This window comes from Lentimicrobium sp. S6 (genome assembly GCF_013166635.1).
Taxonomy (GTDB): domain Bacteria; phylum Bacteroidota; class Bacteroidia; order Bacteroidales; family UBA12170; genus UBA12170.
In genome coordinates this window covers 1-23,841 of the sequence record NZ_JABKBZ010000075.1, presented here as the reverse complement: position 1 = coordinate 23,841, position 23,841 = coordinate 1, and the positions used below count along the sequence as shown (strand labels likewise).

General features: G+C 35.5%; 13 protein-coding genes and 3 tRNA genes. 7 read left to right on the top strand and 9 right to left on the bottom strand.

Annotated features, from left to right (window positions below; all coding sequences use genetic code 11):
- Window positions 1-532: 532 nt before the first annotated feature.
- The 5 genes from HNS40_RS18545 (at window position 533) to HNS40_RS18525 (ending at window position 8,545) form a co-directional block, all read left to right on the top strand.
- Window positions 533-916, top strand: a complete 384-nt coding sequence (locus tag HNS40_RS18545) for an HU family DNA-binding protein (protein WP_172283647.1) — start codon at window positions 533-535, stop codon at window positions 914-916.
- A 1,027-nt stretch (window positions 917-1,943) separates the two neighbouring features.
- Window positions 1,944-2,951: a YafY family protein gene (locus HNS40_RS18540; RefSeq protein ID WP_172283645.1), complete on the top strand. Its 1,008-nt coding sequence runs from the start codon at window positions 1,944-1,946 to the stop codon at window positions 2,949-2,951.
- A 66-nt stretch (window positions 2,952-3,017) separates the two neighbouring features.
- Complete coding sequence (locus tag HNS40_RS18535) at window positions 3,018-3,668, top strand: hypothetical protein (RefSeq protein ID WP_172283643.1); 651 nt, start codon at window positions 3,018-3,020, stop codon at window positions 3,666-3,668.
- 406 nt (window positions 3,669-4,074) lie between these two features.
- Entirely contained in the window at window positions 4,075-6,909 is a 2,835-nt protein-coding gene (locus tag HNS40_RS18530) for an SNF2-related protein (RefSeq protein ID WP_172283641.1), read from the top strand.
- Between the two features lies 1 nt (window position 6,910).
- On the top strand, window positions 6,911-8,545 hold the full coding sequence (locus HNS40_RS18525) for a hypothetical protein (RefSeq protein ID WP_172283639.1): 1,635 nt from the start codon (window positions 6,911-6,913) through the stop codon (window positions 8,543-8,545).
- A gap of 447 nt (window positions 8,546-8,992) precedes the next feature.
- On the opposite strand, the gene HNS40_RS18520 is transcribed toward HNS40_RS18525, so the two are convergent.
- The 5 genes from HNS40_RS18520 to HNS40_RS18500 form a co-directional block, all read right to left on the bottom strand.
- Window positions 8,993-9,066, bottom strand: a tRNA-Asp gene (locus tag HNS40_RS18520).
- Window positions 9,067-9,109: 43 nt separating this feature from the next.
- A tRNA-Asp gene (locus HNS40_RS18515) sits at window positions 9,110-9,183 on the bottom strand.
- 44 nt (window positions 9,184-9,227) lie between these two features.
- Window positions 9,228-9,301: transfer RNA gene (locus HNS40_RS18510), tRNA-Asp, on the bottom strand.
- A 75-nt stretch (window positions 9,302-9,376) separates the two neighbouring features.
- A complete protein-coding gene (gene murD, locus HNS40_RS18505) occupies window positions 9,377-10,693 on the bottom strand; it encodes a UDP-N-acetylmuramoyl-L-alanine--D-glutamate ligase (protein ID WP_172283637.1) in 1,317 nt (438 codons plus the stop codon).
- Window positions 10,690-12,051: a hypothetical protein gene (locus HNS40_RS18500; protein WP_172283635.1), complete on the bottom strand. Its 1,362-nt coding sequence runs from the start codon at window positions 12,049-12,051 to the stop codon at window positions 10,690-10,692. Before HNS40_RS18500 ends, murD begins: the two co-directional genes overlap by 4 nt.
- A gap of 174 nt (window positions 12,052-12,225) precedes the next feature.
- On the opposite strand from HNS40_RS18500, the gene HNS40_RS18495 reads away from it, so the two are divergent.
- Window positions 12,226-12,789: a YqgE/AlgH family protein gene (locus HNS40_RS18495; RefSeq protein WP_172283633.1), complete on the top strand. Its 564-nt coding sequence runs from the start codon at window positions 12,226-12,228 to the stop codon at window positions 12,787-12,789.
- Window positions 12,790-13,206: 417 nt separating this feature from the next.
- Here HNS40_RS18495 and HNS40_RS18490 read toward each other — a convergent pair whose 3' ends face one another.
- From HNS40_RS18490 to HNS40_RS18480, 3 genes are read right to left on the bottom strand one after another with little or no spacing between them, the layout of a single operon-like run.
- The gene (locus HNS40_RS18490) at window positions 13,207-14,322 is read right to left on the bottom strand and encodes a glycosyltransferase (RefSeq protein WP_172283631.1); all 1,116 of its coding nucleotides are present in this window, start codon (window positions 14,320-14,322) and stop codon (window positions 13,207-13,209) included.
- Complete coding sequence (locus HNS40_RS18485) at window positions 14,319-18,824, bottom strand: lamin tail domain-containing protein (RefSeq protein ID WP_172283629.1); 4,506 nt, start codon at window positions 18,822-18,824, stop codon at window positions 14,319-14,321. The genes HNS40_RS18490 and HNS40_RS18485 overlap by 4 nt, the downstream gene beginning before the upstream one ends.
- 4 nt (window positions 18,825-18,828) lie before the next feature.
- A complete protein-coding gene (locus HNS40_RS18480; protein ID WP_172283627.1) occupies window positions 18,829-19,929 on the bottom strand; it encodes an alkaline phosphatase in 1,101 nt (366 codons plus the stop codon).
- A 173-nt stretch (window positions 19,930-20,102) separates the two neighbouring features.
- On the opposite strand from HNS40_RS18480, the gene HNS40_RS18475 reads away from it, so the two are divergent.
- Window positions 20,103-21,368 carry a M48 family metallopeptidase gene (locus HNS40_RS18475; RefSeq protein WP_216664196.1) on the top strand — a complete coding sequence of 422 codons (1,266 nt, stop codon included), beginning with the start codon at window positions 20,103-20,105 and terminating at the stop codon, window positions 21,366-21,368.
- 1,016 nt (window positions 21,369-22,384) lie between these two features.
- Here HNS40_RS18475 and HNS40_RS18470 read toward each other — a convergent pair.
- A partial coding sequence (locus HNS40_RS18470) for a PKD domain-containing protein (RefSeq protein WP_172283625.1) occupies window positions 22,385-23,841 on the bottom strand: 1,457 nt, incomplete at its 5' end.

The following is a 23,841-nucleotide window of genomic DNA, read 5'->3' as shown; positions in this document are numbered from 1 at the left end:
TGACTGTACATGTTTATCAGAACCAAAGCAGTCGGTTCTATTTCCATCACCTCCAATGTCATTATTTTAAAAGCTAAAGCCCTTTGCTGAAAAATCTAATGTTCTATAATTCACCGATTACACTTCGACGTGTTTGGGAAAAGCCACCCCGCCTAATTCCTAAGTCTATTATTGCTTAATAGCATTGTAACTATGAAAAGGCTAAAAACCATTGCTCCCCATAATTTTTAATGTGACCCGTTTTACTTTAAATATCCACGATTAAAATGTAAAAAGGATATTTGGCCGCTGATTCTACTAGTTTTTACTGATTATTGCTACAATAAAGATCAGCTTTACTGAATCTTGCTTGTAATTTGTTTTAATTAATTCAGTGAGCTCGATGGCTTCGGTTCCTGAAAACCCACGTACAAAATAAAAGAATGCCTTTGTCCTGATTGCTATACTCCATTTATCTAAGTTTATTTTTTTAAATTTACCTTTTTATTTTATGCATCGAATACCATATATACATTCTTAAAAAAACATTCCTATGATCGATTATAAGGTAATAGCATTAGCTGATAAACTCTCTGCAGAGGAGACCCAATATAAATACTATCCTCGCATATGTAATCGCCAAAAATTAAAATTAAGGGAACTATCAAAAGACATATCCCGACAATGTAGCTTAACAGAATCTGATGTTTATGGTGTGCTCAGAACCTTCATTACCAATATACCCACTCTCTTATTGGAAAATAGAAGTATAGAGTTAGATGAATTCGGAATATTTAGCCTTCATGCCAAAGTAGAAGGTAGTGATACAGCTAAAGAAGCCAAAGCCCATAAAATAAAGGAATTAAAAATAGCATTTCGACCACATAAATACCTAAAGCAGGAACTTCAGCATGCCAAATTTAGGAAGGTGAAATAGGGGAGATGTATTCATGGTTGTTTTCTAAATGCGCAGTTTGAAAAGACAGTGCAAATGAACAGGAAAAACAACCAATAAACAATGATTTGCAATATTTTATTCGGCTATTTCTCATTTTGATGCGCTGTAGTACCATTGAATAACAAAACAGAAAAAATCGATTTCCTAAGGTTCGATTATACAGGTTGAATTAGTCTTTTTTTTAAAAAACTCTTTTGAAAGACATATTTCTTTCAAATTAGAAATCTTGTTAGACAGGTTTATTCTTTTACACTTTTTAAAAAGTGCAGCAAAACCACCGCTATATCAGCAAGTCTACTCCACAAATGACTTTCCGGAAAAACAATAAACTCCTCCTTATAGTGACAATCTACGATTCGTCACTAACGAGCGTCAAACAGTATTGTTTTTAACTCCTACAAGCCATTTGCTCCGCTTAACGACTTCCTGATAAGGCGGATATAGACTTCCGCCGGAAGCCTTTATAAATTTTGCGTGGTTTAATTCAGAATCATTAATTGATTTCAAGCTCATAGCAAAATATACTCAAATAAAACTTCTTTATTACAAAAGCTTAGACTAATAACTTAAGCCGTAATATATTTTCGAAGACAGAGGGCAGGCCTTTCCCAAACTTAGGCCAGCTCATGCGGTGAATTATAGAATATTTGATTTGTCAGCAAAGGGCCATGGCTTTTAAAGTAATGACATCGAAAATGTTTGAAATAGAAATGATAGTTTTAAATCAGATAAGGAGTTAAGATTATTAGGTCATTACTTTTCTACTTTGTTAGATAAATCAATATTCTATAAGAGGCGGGTAGGTTATTGTTTGGGATGGCTTTTTGCTTCCTTTTTTCCACAAAAAAGGATGAATTGGTAGCATTTTTGGTATGAAAAAATTTGCATAGCGCATCAAAATAGGATTTAACCTTTTATTCCCCCAGAATTAGGCATTAAATCCAAACTTCATTCAAAAAAAACCAGTATTTTTTTTACCTTTACATACTGAACACTTAAATCGCATATGCCTAACAATAAAAACGCCATCATTCGTTATCAAGCTCTTGATAAGTGTCTGAGAAACCCTGGAAGTAAATATTCCATTAAGGACCTTGTAGACGAATGTAATAAAGCGCTGATAGATATAGATTCTACTTCAACAGGAGTACAAAAGCGACAGGTTTACGATGACCTGAAATTCATGCGTGATTCCAAAGGGTATGATGCTCCTATAACCAATTTTAAGGATGGTAGAGTGGTTTATTATCAATATGAAGATAGAAGCTTCACCATCAATAAACAGCCCCTAAATGAACTGGAAGCACAACAACTGAAAGAATCTCTGCACACCTTGTCCCGATTCAGTGGTTTACCACAATTTGAATGGATTGAAGATATGAAGCTAAGGCTCGATCAGTATTTTAAGTTTGAAAGCCAGGAACATATTATTGAGTTTGATAGTAATCCATATTTGAAGGGACGAGAGTATATAGGCCAACTATATGCCGCAATTAATAATCAAAAAGTACTCGAAATAAGCTACCGTTCTTTTAAATCAGAACACCCTGAAGTCATTATTATTCATCCTTATTTTTTAAAGGAATACAATAACCGGTGGTTTCTCTTTGGATTAGATAATAAAGCCGATTATCTACCTAATCTTGCACTTGACAGGATGATGAATGTGGAGGAATGTAATCTCGAATATATTAGAAATACTAAAATTAATTTTGAAGAATATTTTGAAGATGTAATAGGGGTGTCAGTTGACACGAATAACGAAATACAAAAGGTTATTCTTAAAGTGGATGTGGAACTTTGGCCATATATCCAAACAAAACCTTTGCATGGTTCTCAAAAGATAGTAGAGCATGGCTCCGAATATGTAATGATAAGTATCGAAATTAAACGAAACTATGAATTAGAGTCGTTAATCCTCTCCTTTGGGGATAAAATTGAATTAATGGAGCCAGCTTTGTTTCGACATGATTTACTGAATAGAATTGAAAGACTAAGAGAAAAATATAAATAGTGTGCAGAATTATTGCATACATTAAATAGAGATTTGTGTATTATAAACTTATTAATATCAAATCTTATGAAAAAAACAGAATTATTATTAGTAGCCATTTTAATGATGATGAGCATAACATCATGTACAGTTACCATCCCCATGCAGTCCAACCTTAGCGATCAGTTAATGTTAATGGGAGAAAACAGAAATATTTATCCTAATATCAGTCTAACTTCTGATCAGGCTGATGGTCCTATTAATTTGGTAAGTGCACAGAAAAACGGTCATGAAACTGTAAGTAATTCCTATTATCAGTACGCATCCGAAACTGCATTTAAAAACCTATGGAATTCCTATTTTTCTGCAAAATTTAATAGCTACTCTAAAGACACTATCAATATTAAAGTACATCTTAAATCTTTGGTTTTAAAACAACAACTGACCACTTCTATTGGAGGAACTATGTTTACAGGAAATAGCAAGTATAATAATGAAGCTGCAGCTGTTGTTCAGGTAAGTATACTATACCATGGGGAAAATTATGAAACACAATTCCAAGTTGTTGCCTCTGGCTATAATGAATCCCAAATGAATTCTTATGGAAATACCTATTACACTACTAATGCCGCAAATCCTACTGGTCAAATGGCACAAATACTCGAAAGTGCTTTAAATAAATCCATTATTCATTTTGAGAATTATTTGGAATCTGTTGTAACAGCAGATCAAGAATAAGGGAGGGAAAGTAAATGGATGAAAGATTGAATACAAGGCCGTTATAAAAATGTGATTTAAACGATAATAGAAATATACTATGGCAAAATTTAGTATCGGAGATTCAGTAATATATGTCAGTTCAAAAGAAAAAGGAATTGTTAAAAAAGTATTCCCTCCAGCAAGAGGGCGACAGTTATATACAGTAAGTATTAAAGATGAGCCAAAGAAATGTTTAGAATCTAACCTAATACCTGATACTGATTTATCAGACCCTTTCGAGAGAGTAAAAAGAGGAATGTTTGGTTCTTATCTTGATTTTGCTAAAATAAACACCAGCTTTAAAATTCAAAACACAAGTAAAAACACCATATCATCTCTTAAAGCTTCTAATACCATTTTTAAGGCATATCAATTTAAACCTCTATTGAAGTTTCTTAGCTCCGATAATAATAGAATATTAGTAGCGGACGAGGTGGGATTAGGTAAAACAATAGAAGCGGGCCATATTATGTTAGAACTTATGGCTCGACGAGAATTAAAAAATTCATTGATAGTGTGTCCTAAATCATTGCAGGAAAAATGGCAGTTAGAGTTAAGAGAGAAGTTCAGCTTTAACTTTAAGATTTATGAATCTTTATCTGAGTTAAAAGCGGATATAGCTGATAGAAACGGAAATGTAAAGGGAATTGTTAATTACGAAAAAATAAGACTTCCAAAAGAAAAAAGTACTAAAAATAAGAAGCCGAAAAAGAGCCTTTACGATCTCATAGATGAAAACAATATTAAATTCGACTTTCTATTATGTGATGAAGCACACCGATTAAGAAATGCTACAACTCAAACACATCGTGGATTGAAAAAATTTATGGAAGTTGTTAAATCTGCAGTTTTTTTAACAGCAACTCCAATAATGATTAGTGAAGAAAATTTATTTAATCTTTTAAAATTGCTCGATGAACAGAAGTATAGTGATTATGCTACTTTTCAGAACCAGGTTGCTATGAATCGACCATTCATAAATGCATTAAATCAAGTTAATAGTAATGTGAGCTATTCCCAGATTGCGGATGATTTAGAACATGCTGAAGTAACAATTAATTACAGTTCAGGAGAAGAATATCAAATGAATTATAGCCACACCGAGAAAATTCGTAATGTTTTTAGTGATATTCCTTTATTTCAAAAGATCATGAAGTCTTTAAAGGAAGAAAAAGATAGTGCAAAAACAAGAGTACAATTGCAATTTGATATTTCCGATATGAGTGAAATGAATAAAATATTTTCTCGTACCAGAAAAAAGGAAGTAACTCAGGACTGGTCTCAGGCTATTCGGGAACCACATACTATTATATTGGAACTAAACCCAGAAGAAAGAAAAGATTTTGACAAAGTTATTAATCAATATATTGATAGTAATTCATATGTAGATGGTTTTGGCAATGAAAAGTTAACACAGGGAGGGGCTCTTGGACTTGTTCAAAAGAAAAGACAAGTAGCCAGCAGTGTGTATGGATATTTAAATTCTAAAGAAGACCTGGAAAGAGGAGTTGATTTTTATCATGACTACAAAGACGCAAAATTTGATGCGCTCTTAGATATTGTTGAAGATGTTGTAAACAAAGGAAATAACAAGTTAATCGTCTTTGCATTGTTTAAAAAAACTTTAAATTATTTAAATGTCAGATTGAAGAAAGCGGGGATTGTTTCTGCTATTATTCATGGTGATATTGATGATAGAGTTACTGAAATTGAGAAATTCAAAACCCATGAAAATGTAAAAATACTTTTGTCTTCAGAAGTTGGAAGTGAAGGTTTGGATTTGCAGTTTTGCGATGCCATTGTCAATTACGACTTGCCTTGGAACCCGATGGTAGTCGAGCAAAGAATTGGTCGTGTTGATAGGTTTGGTCAAAAATCACCCAAAGTAAATATCTATAATTTGCTGGTAAAAGATTCTATACAGGAAGATATTTATACCAGACTATTAGATAGAATTGGAATTTTCAGGGGAAGTATAGGTGATTTAGAAGCTATTTTAGATAAAGATCTTGAGAAAATGGGAAACCTCGGTGTTAAAAATATCAGAGAGTGGTTTTCAAGTTTAGAGCAAGAATTATATTCTAAAGACATTTCAAAACACGAACGTGAGGAAAAAATTGATGCCATTGAACGTGCTATAATAACTGAAAAGAAGAACCTTGATACTATAAGTAAGGGACTTACAGATACACTTACCAATGATGTATACTTTAGAAACCAGGTGAATTTCATTAAAAACAATCATAAGTACGTAACTGAAAAAGAGTTGGTTAATTATATTCGAATTTTAATTCGTACTAAGCTCACTACTTTGCAATTAGAAACATTAGATGAAGAAAAGCTTATCTTTCAAATAAACATCCCAAAAAGTTCGCCATCAGTTTTAAAAAATTTCTTAACCGAGTATCAGCCGCATCATACAGAACAAGAAATAATATTCCGTCATTTTATAAATTCAATAAGAGACAAGCATTCGCTGAAATTAACTTTCTCACAGCAAACGGGGTACGAAAATAAAAATCTGATTAGGATTAATGCCTATCATCCTATAATTATTGCAGGGCTTAATTATTTTGAAGCGCATCAAATAGATTCAAATAATACTTTCCAGTTTGCCATTGAAGCCAATCATTTAAGTGATTTTGAATTAGATAGGGGAGAATATTTCCTGGCTGTATATTCATCACGTATTTTAAAAAAATGGATAAATAGAGAGCAGAAAACAGAGCTCTTGGTGCCTATTCTATATGATATCTCTAAAAAACAAATCATAAAAGAGACCACTGTTGCGGAGAGGTTTTTAGGTGAGGCTCAATTAAATGCTACTGCAAAGTCTGGGACATATCGTATTTCGCCTGAACAAGTTTCTGAGTTAGAATATGAACTGGCACTATATTTAGATGATATTGAGTCGGCAAAACTGGAAGATGCTAATATGAGGTTGGAGACTCATAGCAAGATGCAAATTCAATTGAAAACAGAATTCTATAATAATAAAATTGTAATGCAAAAGCGAGTTATTAAGAATTCTGAAAATATAATACAGCAAGCTTTTTATGAAAAAGAGAGAAAAAATGCCGAAAGAATTCTTCCAGCACAAAGGAAGGTGCTCGAGAATCTATTGGAAGAAAAAGAGAATGTTTTAAGGGACATTGATTCGGCTAAAATTAAATATATAACCCCTAAATTATTATCTATTAACCACATAACAATCAAATAAAATGAGTTACACAGTAGGCTTCGATTTTGGCACCCATCAAACCAAAGTATGTATTGAAGACGCAACAAATCCAGCGCAAAAAATGTACGAATTTCTTGAGTTTAGGAATAAAGATGGATACAATTCCGTTTTATTCCCATCCATCGTACAGATCAATAAAGATGAAACCCTGAGCTACGGTTTTATTGATGAAGAACAATGTAAAGTTGAAATTGATGAAAGCATTAGAATTCCAGAACTTCATCTAAACCCCGAACCTGTTTACAAGCTACCAGAAGAACCCCAAATGCCTAAATTACCTGATAAGCCAAGTTTTGAAAACTTGAAGCAAATAAGCTGGAAAGAACAATTAAAAAGGTTTGTAAAGAAAGAGCCGAGTGAGAAAAAAACATCATTAAAAAAATGGGAAAAAGAGTGCAAATCCATTAAAGAATTGTTTGAAACGGAGCACAAGGCATGGAAGAAAAAAACAAATGATTTAATGGACGAATTTCAGTTGATACATGAAAACTGGAAACAGGAATGTAGAAAAGTAACAGAAGAACATGAAAAAATAGTCAAACAATTAGCTCGAAAAAGAGAACACAGACTCCGTTTCCGATATTTTAAATTGGCTTCTTTCAGTAACATCAAGTGGAACGATAATATCGCTCCTGAATTATTATCTGTTTGGTATATTGCCAATGTTATACTTATCCTTCAGGAGAAGTTAGGAGAAGATTTTTTTATTCAGTTTGGTGTGCCAAGTGGTAGTGAGAAGGCTGTGTTCGATTCTCAAAAAAGAAAAGCCTATGCGTTTCTAATAGCCGCTTATAGATTGGTTGAGAAAATCAAGACTAAATCCGACTACTTAAAACTCACATACCCTGAGCTTAAAGAACAAACAAAAATAGATTACAATTTTACTGAAGAAGAATTGTATACGTTCGGTTTGAATGTAGTTCCTGAAGCTTTTGCTGGTTTATCTTCTATTACCCAACAAAAAAGAATACAAGATGGTATGAGTCTTTTGGTTGATATTGGGGGTGGTACTACCGATATCGCTTTCTTTACTCTAAACGGAACCCAACCCGATATACATTCGGTAATTTCTTTTCCAAAAGGCTTGAATTATATATTCGAACAATATATCGGAACAAAGGATGATATGGACATAAGAGATGTGCAAGAATTGTTTTTCACTTCCCAAGGAGACATCTCATTGTTTAAGTCAAGTATAACTACATACCATAACCAGCTTAAAAATAATGTAAGTGAAATGAAGGATGCTATTATCGATTCATTTAGTTTTAGGAAGGATATTCATAAGTTGCCCATTGATAAATTAATAGATGCTTTAAAAAACAGACCCATTGTATTCAGTGGGGGCGGGTCTATCTATAAAAGCATGAGAAAAGGGGTGTCAAATTTTTCTGATGTAAATATCATTAATAAAAACTTATTAAACATCCCATTTGTTGTGAATACAAACATCGATGATACTATATATCCTATTTTATCCACATCTTATGGACTTTCAATTCCATTAGAAGAAGAAATACAATTAACAGAAATCGAAGATGTTTTTAATCATATTGTATCCGGTGATTCTGATATTAATAAATATAAATTTGAACATGGATTAACGGACTATTAAAAGATCTACGAGGCAATATCGATAAAATAAGACCTTTTATTGGCAAAGATCTGTTTCAGGTATTTATAGGTCAATGTAGGGTAGCTAAAAGTTATATCTTGCGTCTGATAGCTGTTATTGCAATGACTGACAAGGTAAATGACCACAAAATATTAGGTATTCCAACAATCGTTAAAACAAATGGAAATTAATTCTTATTAAGCCAAGGTGTGGGATTATTGATTATTAAGAAGCCCGAAGAAGTATATATTCAATTGTTGAAATATGCTCTGAATAGGAAGAAATTGAAAAAAATACCATACCAAGTTTGCAGGTGGGGGATTACAAATTAATGTTGGGAAAAAAGAAATTCTCAGTGTCATTAAGAAAATGCTTACTAATGATACAAAATATTGCTTACTAAAATGCAAAAAGTCCTGAAAACAATATGTTTACAGGACTTTGTTGCGGTCTGGACGGGACTCGAACCCGCGACCCCGTGCGTGACAGGCACGTATTCTAACCAACTGAACTACCAAACCAATAATTCAAACGTAACGCTATTTTCACTGCGTGAAAAAGAAGCGGTCTGGACGGGACTCGAACCCGCGACCCCGTGCGTGACAGGCACGTATTCTAACCAACTGAACTACCAAACCAAGAATTCAAAACGTATCGCTATTTTCAATAAATGAAAAAGAAGCGGTCTGGACGGGACTCGAACCCGCGACCCCGTGCGTGACAGGCACGTATTCTAACCAACTGAACTACCAAACCGTTTTTTTAAAGAACTCTTTTGCGTTGAACGCGGGTGCAAAAATACATCAAATTTTCTCCCATGCAAGACTTTTTTCAATTATTTTCACTTATTTCTGAAAAAATATCTCGAAAGTAATCTCCACGGGCCTCAAAATTGATAAATGCATCGTAGCTTGCGGCTGCTGGGGAAAGTAGAACGTTTCCTTTTGAAATTTGAAGCAGCTCATTTCTAATATCTTGTAATTTGCTATGCCAAGAAAAGTCAAAATTCAGTTTGTTAGACTGCTCTTGCAACTCTTCCAAAACTCGTTGACCTGCTTTTCCTAAAAAAAATATTTTTTCGAAGGACCTATCTTTTAAATAATCCACCAACTCGCCATAATTCACTCCTCTGTCTAAGCCTCCAAGTATTAAATAGTCCACTTTCTCAATGGCTTTGATGGCCTGAATGGCAGATTGAGGTATGGTGGAGATGCTATCGTTGATAAATCGAAGTCCATTTTGCTCTCCTAATAACTCCTGGCGATGAGGAAGAGGTCGAAAGTTTTTAATACTCTCTAATGCTTTGGCTATATCTAATTTTTTAAATAGAATCAATTCCATGAGGGCTTGGATATTTTCTAAATGATGATGACCTAATAAATATTTTAGATCCGTCTGTGAAATGAGTATTTTTCCATCTAAAAGTATAGCATCTTCTCTTAACTCAGTCCTTAATTTACAGGCAATAGCTTTATCTATTTTGTTTTGGGTTTTCTGATGGATAAAAGAAAAGGAACCCTTATTCTGATTCTTGAAAATATTCAATTTGGCTTGATAATAAGCTTCAATGCTTCCAAAATAGTCTAGGTGCTCTGGCATCAGATTCAAAAGAATAGCCATTTGTGGGCCTTGTCTGACGCATTGTAGCTGATGGGCACTCAACTCGTAGACTATCCATGTTTGTTCGCATATCTGAGGAATTAAATCAAAAGCGGGTTGTCCGATATTTCCAACCAGATACGATTTCTGATTTTGCGCCTCCAAAATACGATGCATCATAGTAGAGGTGGTGCTTTTTCCTTTGGTACCTGTTATGCCAATGATTTGATCTTGATAATACTCTAAAAAAAGACTAGTCTGTGAAAAGCTTTTTAAATCGGGTCTGTATTTCCTTAAAGGTACACCAGGCGATTTGATAATGAAATCATCTGCTCTTAAATGGTCAAGATAATCAGTTCCACATAGCACGGGAATTCCAAGTTTTTGAATCTCGACATGTTCTTGAATCTTCTCATTTCCATCGGCAATAAGCAACGGATTTTCTAATTTTATTTTATCGAAATATCTTAAACTCGATTGCCCTTCCATTCCAAATCCAAGAATGACGATACGCCTTTTTCCAATTTTTTCTTTTATAAAATCCCTCATAGCGCTATTTTTTCTTTGAGGAGGTTTTCAAATACAGCGGGTACAAAATGTTGAGGATTCCAGTCTTTTAAAGCATTCTTTAGTTCTTGAGTTGACGAGGATTTGGAGAGGTTTTGCATTAAAGCTTCCTCGAAATATTCTTTTTGAGCATTTTTAAGGGAAAGCTCTACTTCATGCACTGTTCCAACACATTCAAAGGGTTTGGTTTCGGCAAGGCCTCTTAATTCTAGAAAATCAGGTTTAAGACTCATATCGTTGAGCAATGCTTTACCAAATATCTGATGCATTTCTTGCTGAGGAATAAAGGGACTAAGTAGGATATAGGTGAATAAACACTTAGGGCAATGCCCACACCAAATATTCTCCTTGCTACCCACATTACAGCTTCTAAAACTCAAATGATGCTGCTTAAATTTGCTGAACAAACTAGCTATTTGTAGTTCGCTGATGGGCCTTAGAAAACTAAAATATTCTATGCCGCTATGAATGTATTTCTGATAGTAATTTCTGAAATCCTCCTCAAATTCAAAGGATTTAGAATATTGATGATTGATATTGGTTCCACTTACGGTGCTTTCATTGGCACTGGATTCATTACTTAAGGCTATATATTTAGCCTTATTAAAACGTGCAGCAATTAAGCTTAAAAATGCCAACATGGCAGAAAAAGGAGTATGACCATTTAGAAACCCTTGAGCATTTAATTCGATCAAATGCTTGTCGATAGTTCTTTTTGTGAAGAAGGCATCATAGGTCTCATAACCAGCATTCTTAATACTTTCTAAAGTGGCTCCTCTGGGGTTGATAACGAATGGAATAAGTACTTTATCCATTTCTTTCAGAATTTCCAAACTAACCACAGAATCTTTTCCTCCACCTATGGGAACCATCACTTTTTCTAGAAGTTTAGTATTAATGGGTTTGGGCATTTCAGGAGCCTCATCACAGATGATTTCCATGAAATCATCCACATTGGTTTCTATGCTATTTAGGTAGAAAAACTCTCCAAGGCCTTCGAAATAAAGCTTCTTCCACCATTTTATTTGTTCCAAATTGAGTTTGAAATCTTTTATGAAAAGGCGGGGAGGGCAGGCGCATTTCCAATAGGAGATGAGCTCTACCATGCCTAAATGAAAAACCATAAGGTCTAATTCTGTCTTTGGAATATCCTCTATAGAAACCTCTTCAGGAATTTGAAATCGATGTTTTGGTGAGAAATGATGATCCTCACCCATGCTAAACTCAAATACGATTTCTAACTCCTGCTGATTCTGAGTATATTTAAAGGATTGATAACAAAATTCAGGAAATTGTTTCCTGAAGTCTTTGTATTTTTGAAAATGGTTTTTTCTTGTCATTTCAATTGGTATGATTTTAGATGTGATACAACCATAAATCCAAGAAATGGGTCTATAATAGTATCAGAGCCCAAAATTAGGTGATTTTAATGAAAATCCTAATGAGAAGGAATCGAAATCCAATGACAAACTATTTCTTTGGTATGCAGTTTAACTCAACAAAAACTATAGATCATGAAACCAACAAATATAACACCCACATCAGGAAGCATATTAATTTCGGAACCTGCTTTAAAGGATAAGTATTTTGATAGAGCAGTGGTTTTACTTGCCGATCATAGCGAAGAAGGTTCTTTTGGTTTAATCATCAATAAGCCTTTAGATGTCAAGTTTAACGATATTGTGAAGGGATTTCCTGACTTTGATGCTAAAGTCTATCTTGGTGGCCCAGTGAATACTAAGAACCTGTTTTTTATTCATAAGAGGGGTGATTTTATTCGCAACAGTCAGCCTATCAAAGAAGGTTTATTTTGGGGAGGTGAAATTGATGATGTGAAGAACTTGATACATTTAGGAGAGATTAGCAATAAAGATATTCGCTTTTATATTGGGTATAGTGGTTGGACAGAAAATCAGCTGAACGAGGAGTTGAAAGAGTTTAGTTGGTTAGTTGGACAGCCCAATCTTACTGAATTGATTGATAAACCTGCCAATAGAATGTGGAAAGATAGCGTTGCTGGCTTGGGTGATGATTATAAATTTTGGGTAAACTTCCCTAATGATCCTAGTTTGAATTAGGAGATTAGTATCACTCTCCGTTCATCTGTGCAATGTGTTTTCACGCAAAGATCAGCAAAGGGAAAACATGCTAAGGACGCAAAGAAGATAGAACACAGATGACGCGGATTTAGCGAATTTGCACGGATTAATCATTAGTATTTAGCTTCTCTGGCTCCCCAAGTCTCCAGCACCCAGCACCCAGCACCCAGCACCCAGCAACCAGTACCCAGCAACCAGTACTAACAGGTAAATAAATTTCACGCAAAGATCAGCAAAGGGAAAACATGCTAAGGACGCAAAGAAAATATAACACAGATAACACGGATTTAGCGAATTAGCACTGATTATCTAAGGCTCTACCATCCCGCATCGAACTTAACCTTAAACAATGAACAATGAACATTCTCCAGTTCTCCCGCCTGCACTATAATTCTTTTACTCTCCAATCAAATCCAGAATTTTTTGTTCTTCTACTTCCCAACTCAATTCTTGTTGGGCTTTCTTAAGGTTCTTTGTCCAGGAGAAATATCGCTTTTTATTGGAGAAACATGCTTGCATTTTTTTGGCAATATGCTTGGGCTCATGGTTTTCTATCACATCACCAATTTGATAGTCTTTTACTATTCTTACTATCTCCACCAAATTGCTAACCAATACTGGAACATCGGCATGTATATAATCGAAGAGTTTATTAGGTAAGCTAAAACGATAATTGAGGTTGGTGTCTTTATCAAAGCTCAAACCCAAGTCTGCTATTTGGGTGTATTGAGCTAATTTTTCATAAGGTACTTTTCCGGTGATGATGACTTTTTCTTCCAAAGCTAAATCCACTCGCATTTGCTTTAATTGCTCAATAACGTCACCACTTCCAACAATTAGCAATACTGCATCTTTAACCCACTGCATGGCCTCAACAGCCTCCTCAGAACCTCTTTGCATATTAATACCTGCTCCTTGAAGTATAATGATATTTTTATCTGTAGGTAAGCCCAGTTCCTCTTTGGTTTTGATGTTTTCTAATTCCCTCTTTAATGGAATATTGCGAACTACTTTAAGGTCTTTTTGATACTCGTTTCCATAAATGTTAGCAATGGATTGATTGACTGTGATGATTTTATTCAATTTTGGAAAAATCCATCTTTCCAGCCGCTTCCAAGTTTTTCTTTTCTTTGGATTGTTGAGGAGTTCAGGAACTTCACAAAACAACTCATGGCTATCATAAATGATTTCACTTTTTTTAATCTTAGAAATGAGAAAATTGGGGAGGAGGGTATCTAAATCATTCGCCCATAATAAATCAGACTTTCTGAATAATAGAAATAGGAATAGTCGAATTTGGTATTCCAAGTAAAAAGCAGGACCACGAGTAAAGAGCAGTTTCATGCGGTGGGTGGAGTAGGGTCTTTCATTCATGGCAAGGCTTTTGGCTTGCACTCGTCCGACTAAGGTTACTTGATAGCCTTTTTTTAAAATGGCTCTACAGGCTCTATCTACTCGTTGATCGGTCACCAAATCGTTGATGACAGAAACTATAGCTATCTTTTGCTTCATTCCCCTAATTTAATCATTTTTTGTTGCACGCTGCCATTCTTTCCTCTCACTTCTACCAAATAAACTCCACTTTCCAAATGACTCATATCAAGCCATAAACTTTGCTGACCAGAATAGAGAAATCCACTATTTTTTTCAAGAACAAGAACACCTTGAATATTGGAAACAGAAATATTTAATTTTTCAGCCTCCTCTAGTTTTACCTCTAGACTGACCATTCCAGCGCTTGGATTCGGATGAAGCTTGATTTCATAAGCTAATGATCCGAAACTATCTAGTCCATCAGTAATACAATAGGAAGGAGGAAGCCCAGGAGTTCCATTTTCGCAGCTCGCTCTCCAACTTTCAGGTAAATAACTGGCCTCCATGTTTATTAACTCCAAAGTTCTGTTATTAGTATCTATAGAATATATAGGCCAGTTTAATTGATGATGATAGCTGATGAAGTTTCCAGAAAAATAATATGGGTCACAAATGTTGATTTGATCTTCTTCTTTACTCAGATCGAAAGAATTTGTAGCCAAAGCAATTATGTCTCTTTCATAAACAGAATAGAAAGCAGCAGTATCAGCCGCTAAGACAATGTATTCCTCAGGATAAAGCATATAATTGGTGTCAATATATATCGTATCAAATTGATGTCGTAAATTCCAACCATATAGATTTATATTCTTATCACTGATGTTTTTAATCTCAATCCAGTCACCACTATTTTCTTCAGGTGTGGATTGATATTTTAATTCAGTAATAAGCAATGCATCAGCTTTTATGCAAACATCAAGGTCTTGCCAAGGGGTGCCCAGAAAGCAATTGGTGGTCCAGTTATCGCCGAGGTTCATATCTAAATTCTCGTCTATTAATTCTATCGTGAATCCAGTTCCAGCAGCATTCTCTGGCCATGGTGAATCATTGGAATATTCAAGTGACATCAATTCTAGCCCAAACTCATTTGTGATTAATAATTCTTCGCCCGAGGCGGAGAAGCCAAAATCTAGCGGGCCGAAAAATCTACCTTTTTGTTCTTGATACCTAAAGAAACTGCTTGTGTCCTCAATAAGTAATACCTTCTCTTGAGGAAGAATAAAAGTTCCTTCAACAAACTGGAAGGCATTCTTTAGATTTCCATCACTAAACCTCCAATGGCTTAAATTAATGGTATCGTTTCCTATGTTTTTCATTTCTATCCAATCGGCAACAGGATATTGTTCATGTTGCTTATAATTGATTTCGGTGAAAATTAAAGGATAGATTTCTTGGCAGTTTTTTGGCGCTACTCCTGGACTTCCACCTGGGCAGCCCAATTGCCAATTTTCAGCTAAGCTATAATTACTTTCTAAGTCGATTAGTTCGATGCTTTGAGAAGTTTCTTCATTTACAGGCCATGGCTCATTTCTTGTAAAACTCATGTGCTGCATCACTCTATTAAATTCATCGAGAAGTTTAATTTCCTCTTCCTCCGATTTTAGTTTAAACGAAATAGGGCCCACCATATTCGATACCTGAGGATGCCACTGATGAAAAGCAGAAGTATCGTTAGCAATCACTAAAAAGGAGTGAGGCGCTAATTTGGTATGTTCAGGGAATTTCCAGTTTTCAAAGGGTTGATAACCTTGCAGAGACCAGTCAGTCAAATTCATGGTGTCCTCCTCTAAATTATAGATCTCTATCCAGTCACCGGCATCAGCTTGTTCATAGGAGCGATAGTTAAACTCCGTAAAAGCAATTCTAAGCGTATCTTCTTGGCCCGTTTCAGAATAGAAAATGGCGGTAATATCATCGTGAGGTTTTAAATGCCAAGATTCTATAATTCTACTGGAATCAGCCAGCTGGGGAGAGGTTTCTGATTCCCAAGCTACAAATTGATATCCTGGATTTGGAATGGCTTCGAGCCTTATAGGTATAGAATCAAAATAGATTCCTGACCAATCATTCTCAGAAATGAAGATGGTGTTTAATTTGATTTGGCCTTTTCCTTGAGGATTTACAGAAAGGGTGACGGTATCATAAACTCCAAGGCTATAATGGGATCTTAAGAATTGGCGCAAATAAGGTGTTCTTTCCTCAATAAAAGTCCTCACTCTGTTAGGATAAGTTCCGTTAAGCCATGCGGTGTAACTAGTATTCCATCTTTCCCCATGTCTTTGCATTTCGCCTTCCATTTCTTCCACTATCTCATCTACCATAGGGAGGTAATTTTCGGGTAGAAAAATAGTGTTTAATAAATCGGCAAACCGGTTGGAGTAATCTCTGATAAAGGTTTCATTTTCAAGGAAATGATTATAGCTGATGGCTAGATAGGAAAGGCTGTCATTGTGAATACGGTCAAAAGGATCTCGATTTGCGGTATGTCCTCCTGTAATTCCCATGGTGACATCTTGATCTACAAGTATTTGTCTCCATTTATGTCCGGGGGCATTCCAAAATTTAGTATTATGTTGGGGCCAATCGGTATTATAGTGATAGAAGTTGGAAATTAGATTGTCAATCCAATTGTCCAATTCTATTTGTTCTTCTACGCTATTGAAATTATCTTCCAGACTTAAATCAGAGGATTTTATGAAATTTATCAATTCTTCAAAATCGTTTCTATCACCACTGATGAGAAGGCCATTTTGTTCTAAAAGGTTAACTTCATCAGGGTTTATGCCATGATTGTTTTCCAAATAAAAACGATCAATTTTTTCCCTAAAATGATACATTCCCCAATATTCCCCATTTAAAAAAGCAAGTACAGGTTTTCCGCTTTGAATATCTATACCAGTAGCCATCATTCTTCTATGAATTAACAAATCTCTAAAGCGCGCTAAGGAATAATCGTTTCCCGCATTTCGTATCAGGAACCGCTTGGGTTCCTTAATATGGTTCTTGCTAGGAATGAAGTCAGCTGGAAGTGATGATAAGCCATATTCAGATTTGGCATAAAACCCAAAGCTTTTTTGTGGCAATTGTCGAGTATAGTTTCCATGTATTTTAATTCCTAGATCTTGTTGCCAAAGCAATTCTTCATTGGCGTTAAAATATTGAATATGACTTGCTTTTTCCCAATTTTGCCAATAGTTGGCACCAAAATAGGGAGGGTCATAATAATGGTGATAGCCCAATACGTATATTCCAGTATACGGATTCCAAAGATCATTGGGGTTCATTAAAATGGAAATCACATCTAGTTCAGAATCCTCATTAATAAAAAAAGTAAAATTGCTTACAGGACCTTGAATGAGTGAATCTGTAAAGAAGGCCATACGGATTAAGGATGTAGAATCTAGATGAAATGCGGTATCGTATAGATTTGAGTATTTAGTTGGTAAGCTACCATTTATGGTATAATAAACTTGAAAATCACTATTTATATTGGTCACAGAAATAAGAACAGAATCTTGATAATAACCAGATGAATGCTCTAGCTCAACACTGTCTTGGATAATGGCTATTTTAATGCCATAGGAGTTAATAAGACCAGGAGTACATTGTTTGAAAAACCCCACTGAATCTTTTAACCAACGGTGGTTACCAAAAGATATGTTAGACGATATAGCTGGAACCTCAAATTTTTCGATTAAACCATTGGTTTTATGAAAGAGGTAAATATTTTCGCCATCTCCACTAATTTTAAAATTGGTATGAAGGGGCAAACTACCAAGCTCCAAGGTAGCCACTAAGCTATCGTTTTGATAAATACTATCGGAAATGGCAAAAGATAACCAAGGTTTAATCACGATGGAATCTACTTCTTTTAGATGTGTACTTAGAGCTAAAATGTTCCGTCCGTTTTTAAGCAGCGTTTTCCACAATTCTTTCTCTATAACAAAACTTTCCGGATTTTGGTCAGTATCAATTTTCGAAGGATGAGAATCAAAAGCTTTTTTATTATATGGAGGTTTTACACCATCTTCAACCATCCCTGGTCGCATGATTTCATATCCATTTAAATAAGCGGTGAATCCATCCTCATAATAAGCATGTATAACAGCATTTAAGATTTTGGAAGTATCGGTTAGAAAAAAGTCTTGTCTTAAAAAGATAGTAGAAGTATCGGTAATGGTTTCTAGATTTTCATAACCCACTCCAAAACCTCCTCTAGCTTCTATCCATGAGGAATCATCATAATCACTATCAGTCCAAAGAATATAGTCCTCTTGTGATTGAATCTCAGGATTGCTCATGCGCCAAATACTGTCTCCATGAAGTGCTGTTTCCCAGTGATCTATAGGTTGGTTTCTGTCTTTTCCAGAAGCGAAAATAAGAAGGTATTCATTTGCATCAAGAATGATATCAGGAAATGCCCACATTTCAAGTTCGTCTTTATCATCGGAGAGATAATAATCTTTGAGCGAAATAGGAATGGTATCTGGATTATAAATTTCAATCCAATCTTCATAATCGCCATCCTCATCATTAATTATAGAAAGGTTTCTACTGCAAACTTCGTTAATACGAATAGAGTTCTGCGCGATGATTAACCCAGAAATGCTGAAGAAAAAGAAAAGAAATAGATGTCGCATGCCTTTATTTGCTTAAGTTTTGGTCAATAATATTCTTTATTTTATAATAGATGTCAGAATTGTCCATCATTCCGGTGAAATTTTCGGCGCCAGGCCCATATGCAAAAACAGGAACCATTCCACCACTGTGTTCATCAATGGCATAATTGGGAATGTAATTCATTCCATCTCCTTGAAGCAAAGTTAGTGCCCCACTTTCATGATCAGAAACCACTACTATTAATACATTCTCGTTCTGCTCAGCATAATCTAGCATCAAACCTGCTACTTCATCAAATTCTAAAGTTTCTGAAACTTGATTTTCTATACTTTCATCATGGCCAGCAAGATCTACCAAGGCCCCTTCTATAAATAAGAAAAAGGGCTCATTTTTAAATAAATCTAAAGCTTTTAAGCTTCCGTTCTTTAAAAAATCGGCTCTGCCATCTAAAATATAAGGAGGACGAAGTGGATCCATAAAGCCAATACTAGGTAAATGTTGCACTCCAGATATGGCATCATTACCGTAAAATATTTGAACCCCTTGAGATTTCAAGCTGTCTATTAAATTGATTTGGTCACTTCTATTGTCAAAATGGTCTTGTCCGCCGGCGATGGTGAAGTCGGCATAATGATGAGAATAATCAAAGGCGATATTTTCGTAATCATATCTATCATTTCCATGACGGTATAATGCCGCTAAGGTGGCATCAGTAAGAAAAGAAGTACTAATGATTCCTGTGAGATAATCTTCCTGCTTTAAATAGTTATATAAACTTTCTAAATTCTGTCCTTGGGGGCCCATCCCTTGGTATCCATATTTTGTTTTAACACCTGTAAATAAAGCGGTTGAACCAGCACCCGATTCTGTAATTATTTTATCTACAGTGTGAGTTAAGGTTAATCCAGTGTAGGGGAAACGTTGTAAGTTTAAGAAATCATGCTCGTGCCAAGAGGCGGTTATTTGTGGAATTCCCATTCCATCGCCCAATAAAACAATAACACTTACTTCTTGTGTAGGTATCACTGGCTCTATTGGAATAGGGGTATTACTACTTTTTTGGCAAGAAGAAACGAGTCCTAAAATGAGGAGTGGAAATATGCTTTTTTTATTTATAAATTTCATGAAAAATATTTATTCAAAAATACTTGTTTTTTATGGACAAGAAAAATGGGTCAAAAGGTTGTATCTCAATTGAATAATTTAAGATGATTTTTATATGAAACAGATCTTTCCTTTAAAAAAAAGAAGAATAAGCAGGAAATTATATTTATTTTGCATAATTAAAGCAAATCATTATGTACGAAGATTTAACTTGGTTGTTTTTGGGGCTTTTGATATTCGGTTTTATAACTGAAAAGATTCTAGAGTTTTTAAATGCCTCTTATTATTCAAAAGCTATACCAGACATTCTTAAAGATTTTTTTTCTGAAGATAATCAGATGAAAAACCTGAATTATAAAAAGGAAAAGTTTAATTACTCATTAATCAATTCAGGTTTTAGCTTTTTGTTGACTTTAGTATTTTGGTTTTTTGGTGGTTTTGGTTGGCTGGGTGCTGAAGTTAATTTGGTTTTTGAATCTGAAATACTCCGCTCCTTATTGTTTTTTGGAGGAATAGGCTTGTTTTCTAGCCTCCTCTCATTGCCATTTACTTGGTATTATCATTTTGTGTTGGAGGATAAATATGGTTTCAATAAGATGACTCAAAAGACTTTTTGGTTGGACCAGATAAAGGGTAGTCTTTTAGCAATTGTACTCGGAGGAGGGATTATTGCCTTAGTAGTTTGGGTTTATGAGTCTGTTCCGCAAGATTTTTGGTGGATTGTTTGGAGTATTTTAAGTGTGTTTATGATATTTATGACTGCTTTTTATGCGCGTTTAATAGTTCCTTTATTTAATAAACAAACAGAACTAGAGGAGGGTGAACTCAAAGAATCTATTGAAAAGATGGCTATTCAGTTGGGTTTTCAGTTGGATCATGTTTATGTGATGGATGGTTCAAAGCGAAGTTCCAAGGCCAATGCTTATTTCACTGGCTTAGGAAAACAAAAGCGAATCGTATTATACGATACCTTGATTAATGATTTGGAAGTGAATGAAATTATAGCTGTTTTGGCACACGAAATAGGACATTATAAGCGGAAACATACCTTGTCAAATATTATTTTAGGATTAGCTCAAACAGGCTTGATGCTCTATGTTTTATCCCTTTTTATTGCTCCTGATTCAGCTGTTAGTTTGCTGTTAAACCAAGTGGTGGCTCAAGATTTACAATTATCTAGTTCTCACTTTTATCTTGGTCTTATTGGCTTTTCTATACTCTACTCTCCCATATCAATGCTGCTTGGGATTTTGATGAATATCTTGAGTAGGAAGTTTGAATATCAGGCGGATGATTTTGCACGTGAGCATGATTTAGGGCAAGACCTTCAAATGTCTTTAATTAAACTTTCAAAAAATAGTTTGAGTAATTTGCAACCTCATCCAGCTTATGTTTTTGTGAATTATTCTCATCCGCCTCTAATTGATAGGTATCAGGCCTTAGAGAAGAATTTACTTTAAGCTTGTTTCAGCAATTCTTCTTTTTTGGAGGAGGCCATACGAATTGGAGAGTCTGCTTTAGAAGGTTGCCAATTTTTTATGATTCTATTCGACATTTAGTCAATAATTTCGTTTAATATGTTTTTTTTCTTTCCGAATGATATTGCTATTTTGTCTGTTCTTTAGAGTTCTAGAGGTTTTTGCTTTCGCCAATTCACCAGCTCTCCTATTCTCTAATCTTCAAGCCCAAATATTGTGTTTTCACGCAAAGAAAATGCAAAGGAAAATCGCTAAGCTCGCAAAAGAAGATAGAACACAGATGACACGGATTTAAAGGATCTGCACGAATTAATTATTAGATTTAGCTTTTCTGGCTCTCCAAGTCCCCAGCTCTCCAGCTCTCCAACTCGCAAAAGAAGAAGGAACACAGATGACACGGATTTAAAGGGTCTACACGGATTAATTATTAGTATTTAGCTTCTCCCCATCTTCAGCTCTCCAGCACTAACAGTTAAATAAATTTCACCCAAAGAAAATGCAAAGGAAAATCGCTAAGCTCGCAAAAGAAGAAGGAACACAGATGACACGGATTTAAAGGATCTGCACGGATTAATTATTAGATTTAGCTTTTATGGCTCTCCAAGTCCCCAGCTCTCCAGCTCGCAAAAGAAGATGGAACACGGATGACACTGATTTGACGAATTTACACTGATCATTACTCGGTTGTTTGCTAATACCTTCGAGTTAAAAGGATTCTCGAATCTCCACGAATTATGCGGATTATCAAGGATTTAAGCATGTGAATTCGCCAATTCGCCAGCTACCCCCATCACCAGCACTCCAGCTCGTTTTAAAAAACTAATCTTCCAGTTTACTCCATTGAACTTTGAACCCATGACCTTGCGGTCAGGACTAGCTTTTTAAACTTTGAACTCATGATGCTGCAGGGTAAACTTGAAACTTTGAACTTGAAACTTGAAACTTTGAACTTGAAAAACGCCAAGTCTCCAGCTTCGCCCTAAGCGCTATGCCCTAAGCTACAAAATCAAAGTAACAGAACCCTTATAAGTCTCCACGTTACCATTCAAGTCCACCAGCTCTATTACATAGGCGTAAACACCAATCGGAGCAATTTCGCCAGTGCTTTCATCAATGCCATCCCAAGGTTGGTAGTAGTCATTGGTTTCATAAACCTGCTTACCCCAGCGATTGAAGATTCTAAAGTTATAGCTCTTGTCCTCGAAGTACCTTCCTTGTGGACCAAAATACTCGTTCACCCCATTACCATTGGGAGAGAAGGCATTGGGAACAAAGAAGCGAAGCACAGGATAAACTACAAAATAACTATCGGTAGAGTCCAAGCAACCATCCATAGACTCCGCATACAGTTTTAGGCTGAACCTGCCTGTGTCTTGGATTTTCTCGTAGACATGTGGTTCGTAGACATCCTCCCAAAGAATACTATCCGACATCAACCACTCATAATAAATAGCATTCTCACTATTATTTACCAAGATGATATCCTGTATATCTGTGATGGCCACAGAGTCCGGATATACCTCAAAGGAAGGCAGCGGCATGGAATATAAACTAATCATCTCCATAATGCTATCGGTAGCAGAACAAGCGGAGTCGCTGGTGGCAGTTAAGCTCACCGTAAACAACTCATTCAACTGCTCTTCAAAAGGAATATAAGTATGTAAAATGGTATCTAGAGGAGAGTTGGCACTGATGCCATCTCCAAAGTTCCAATAACGCTCAATAATACTTCCACTCTCTAGTGTAGAGCTGTCAGTGAATAAGATATCACCTATTCCACAGAAAGCATTGGTATCGGCCACAAAGTGTATTACTGGCATAGGATTCACCGCAATGCCACCAAAAGCCGTATCTCGACAACCCAGGTCGGTGAGCGCCATTAAACTGATCTCATAAACACCACTCTGCTCATAAAGATGATTGATGGCATTATTCACCTCATTGCCAATGACAGTGGTGTCTTGTCCATCTCCAAAGTTCCAAGTCCAAGATGCTAAAATAGAGTTATTGGCATTGGTATTACTAATTAGTAATGCGGTTTCACCATCACAGATATTATTCACATCGAAGTCGGTATAAGGGCTTGGATAAACCATAATATTTTTTCTAGCAGTATCGGTAAGCATATCGCCATCCACATCAAAGGTCACCACATAAGTAATGGTATATCCTTGTTCCACATCAGAAGTTTCATAAGCATGAGTCACCATTTCCACTTCAGCACCGGTATTGATTTCGTAGCCATCCCCAAATTTCCATTCTCTATTGGTGATGGTCGCCGTTTCATCTATTATGCTACTGTCTGTAAAGATAATGGTTTGTCTTTCGCAATAAATACTGGTATCGGTCACAAAGTTCACGAAGATACAAGGATAGCGCTGTACCCCATGGCTGATGCTATCCACACAACCAAACTCGTCACTTACTGCTAAGCTCACATTGAAAGTCTCTAGGT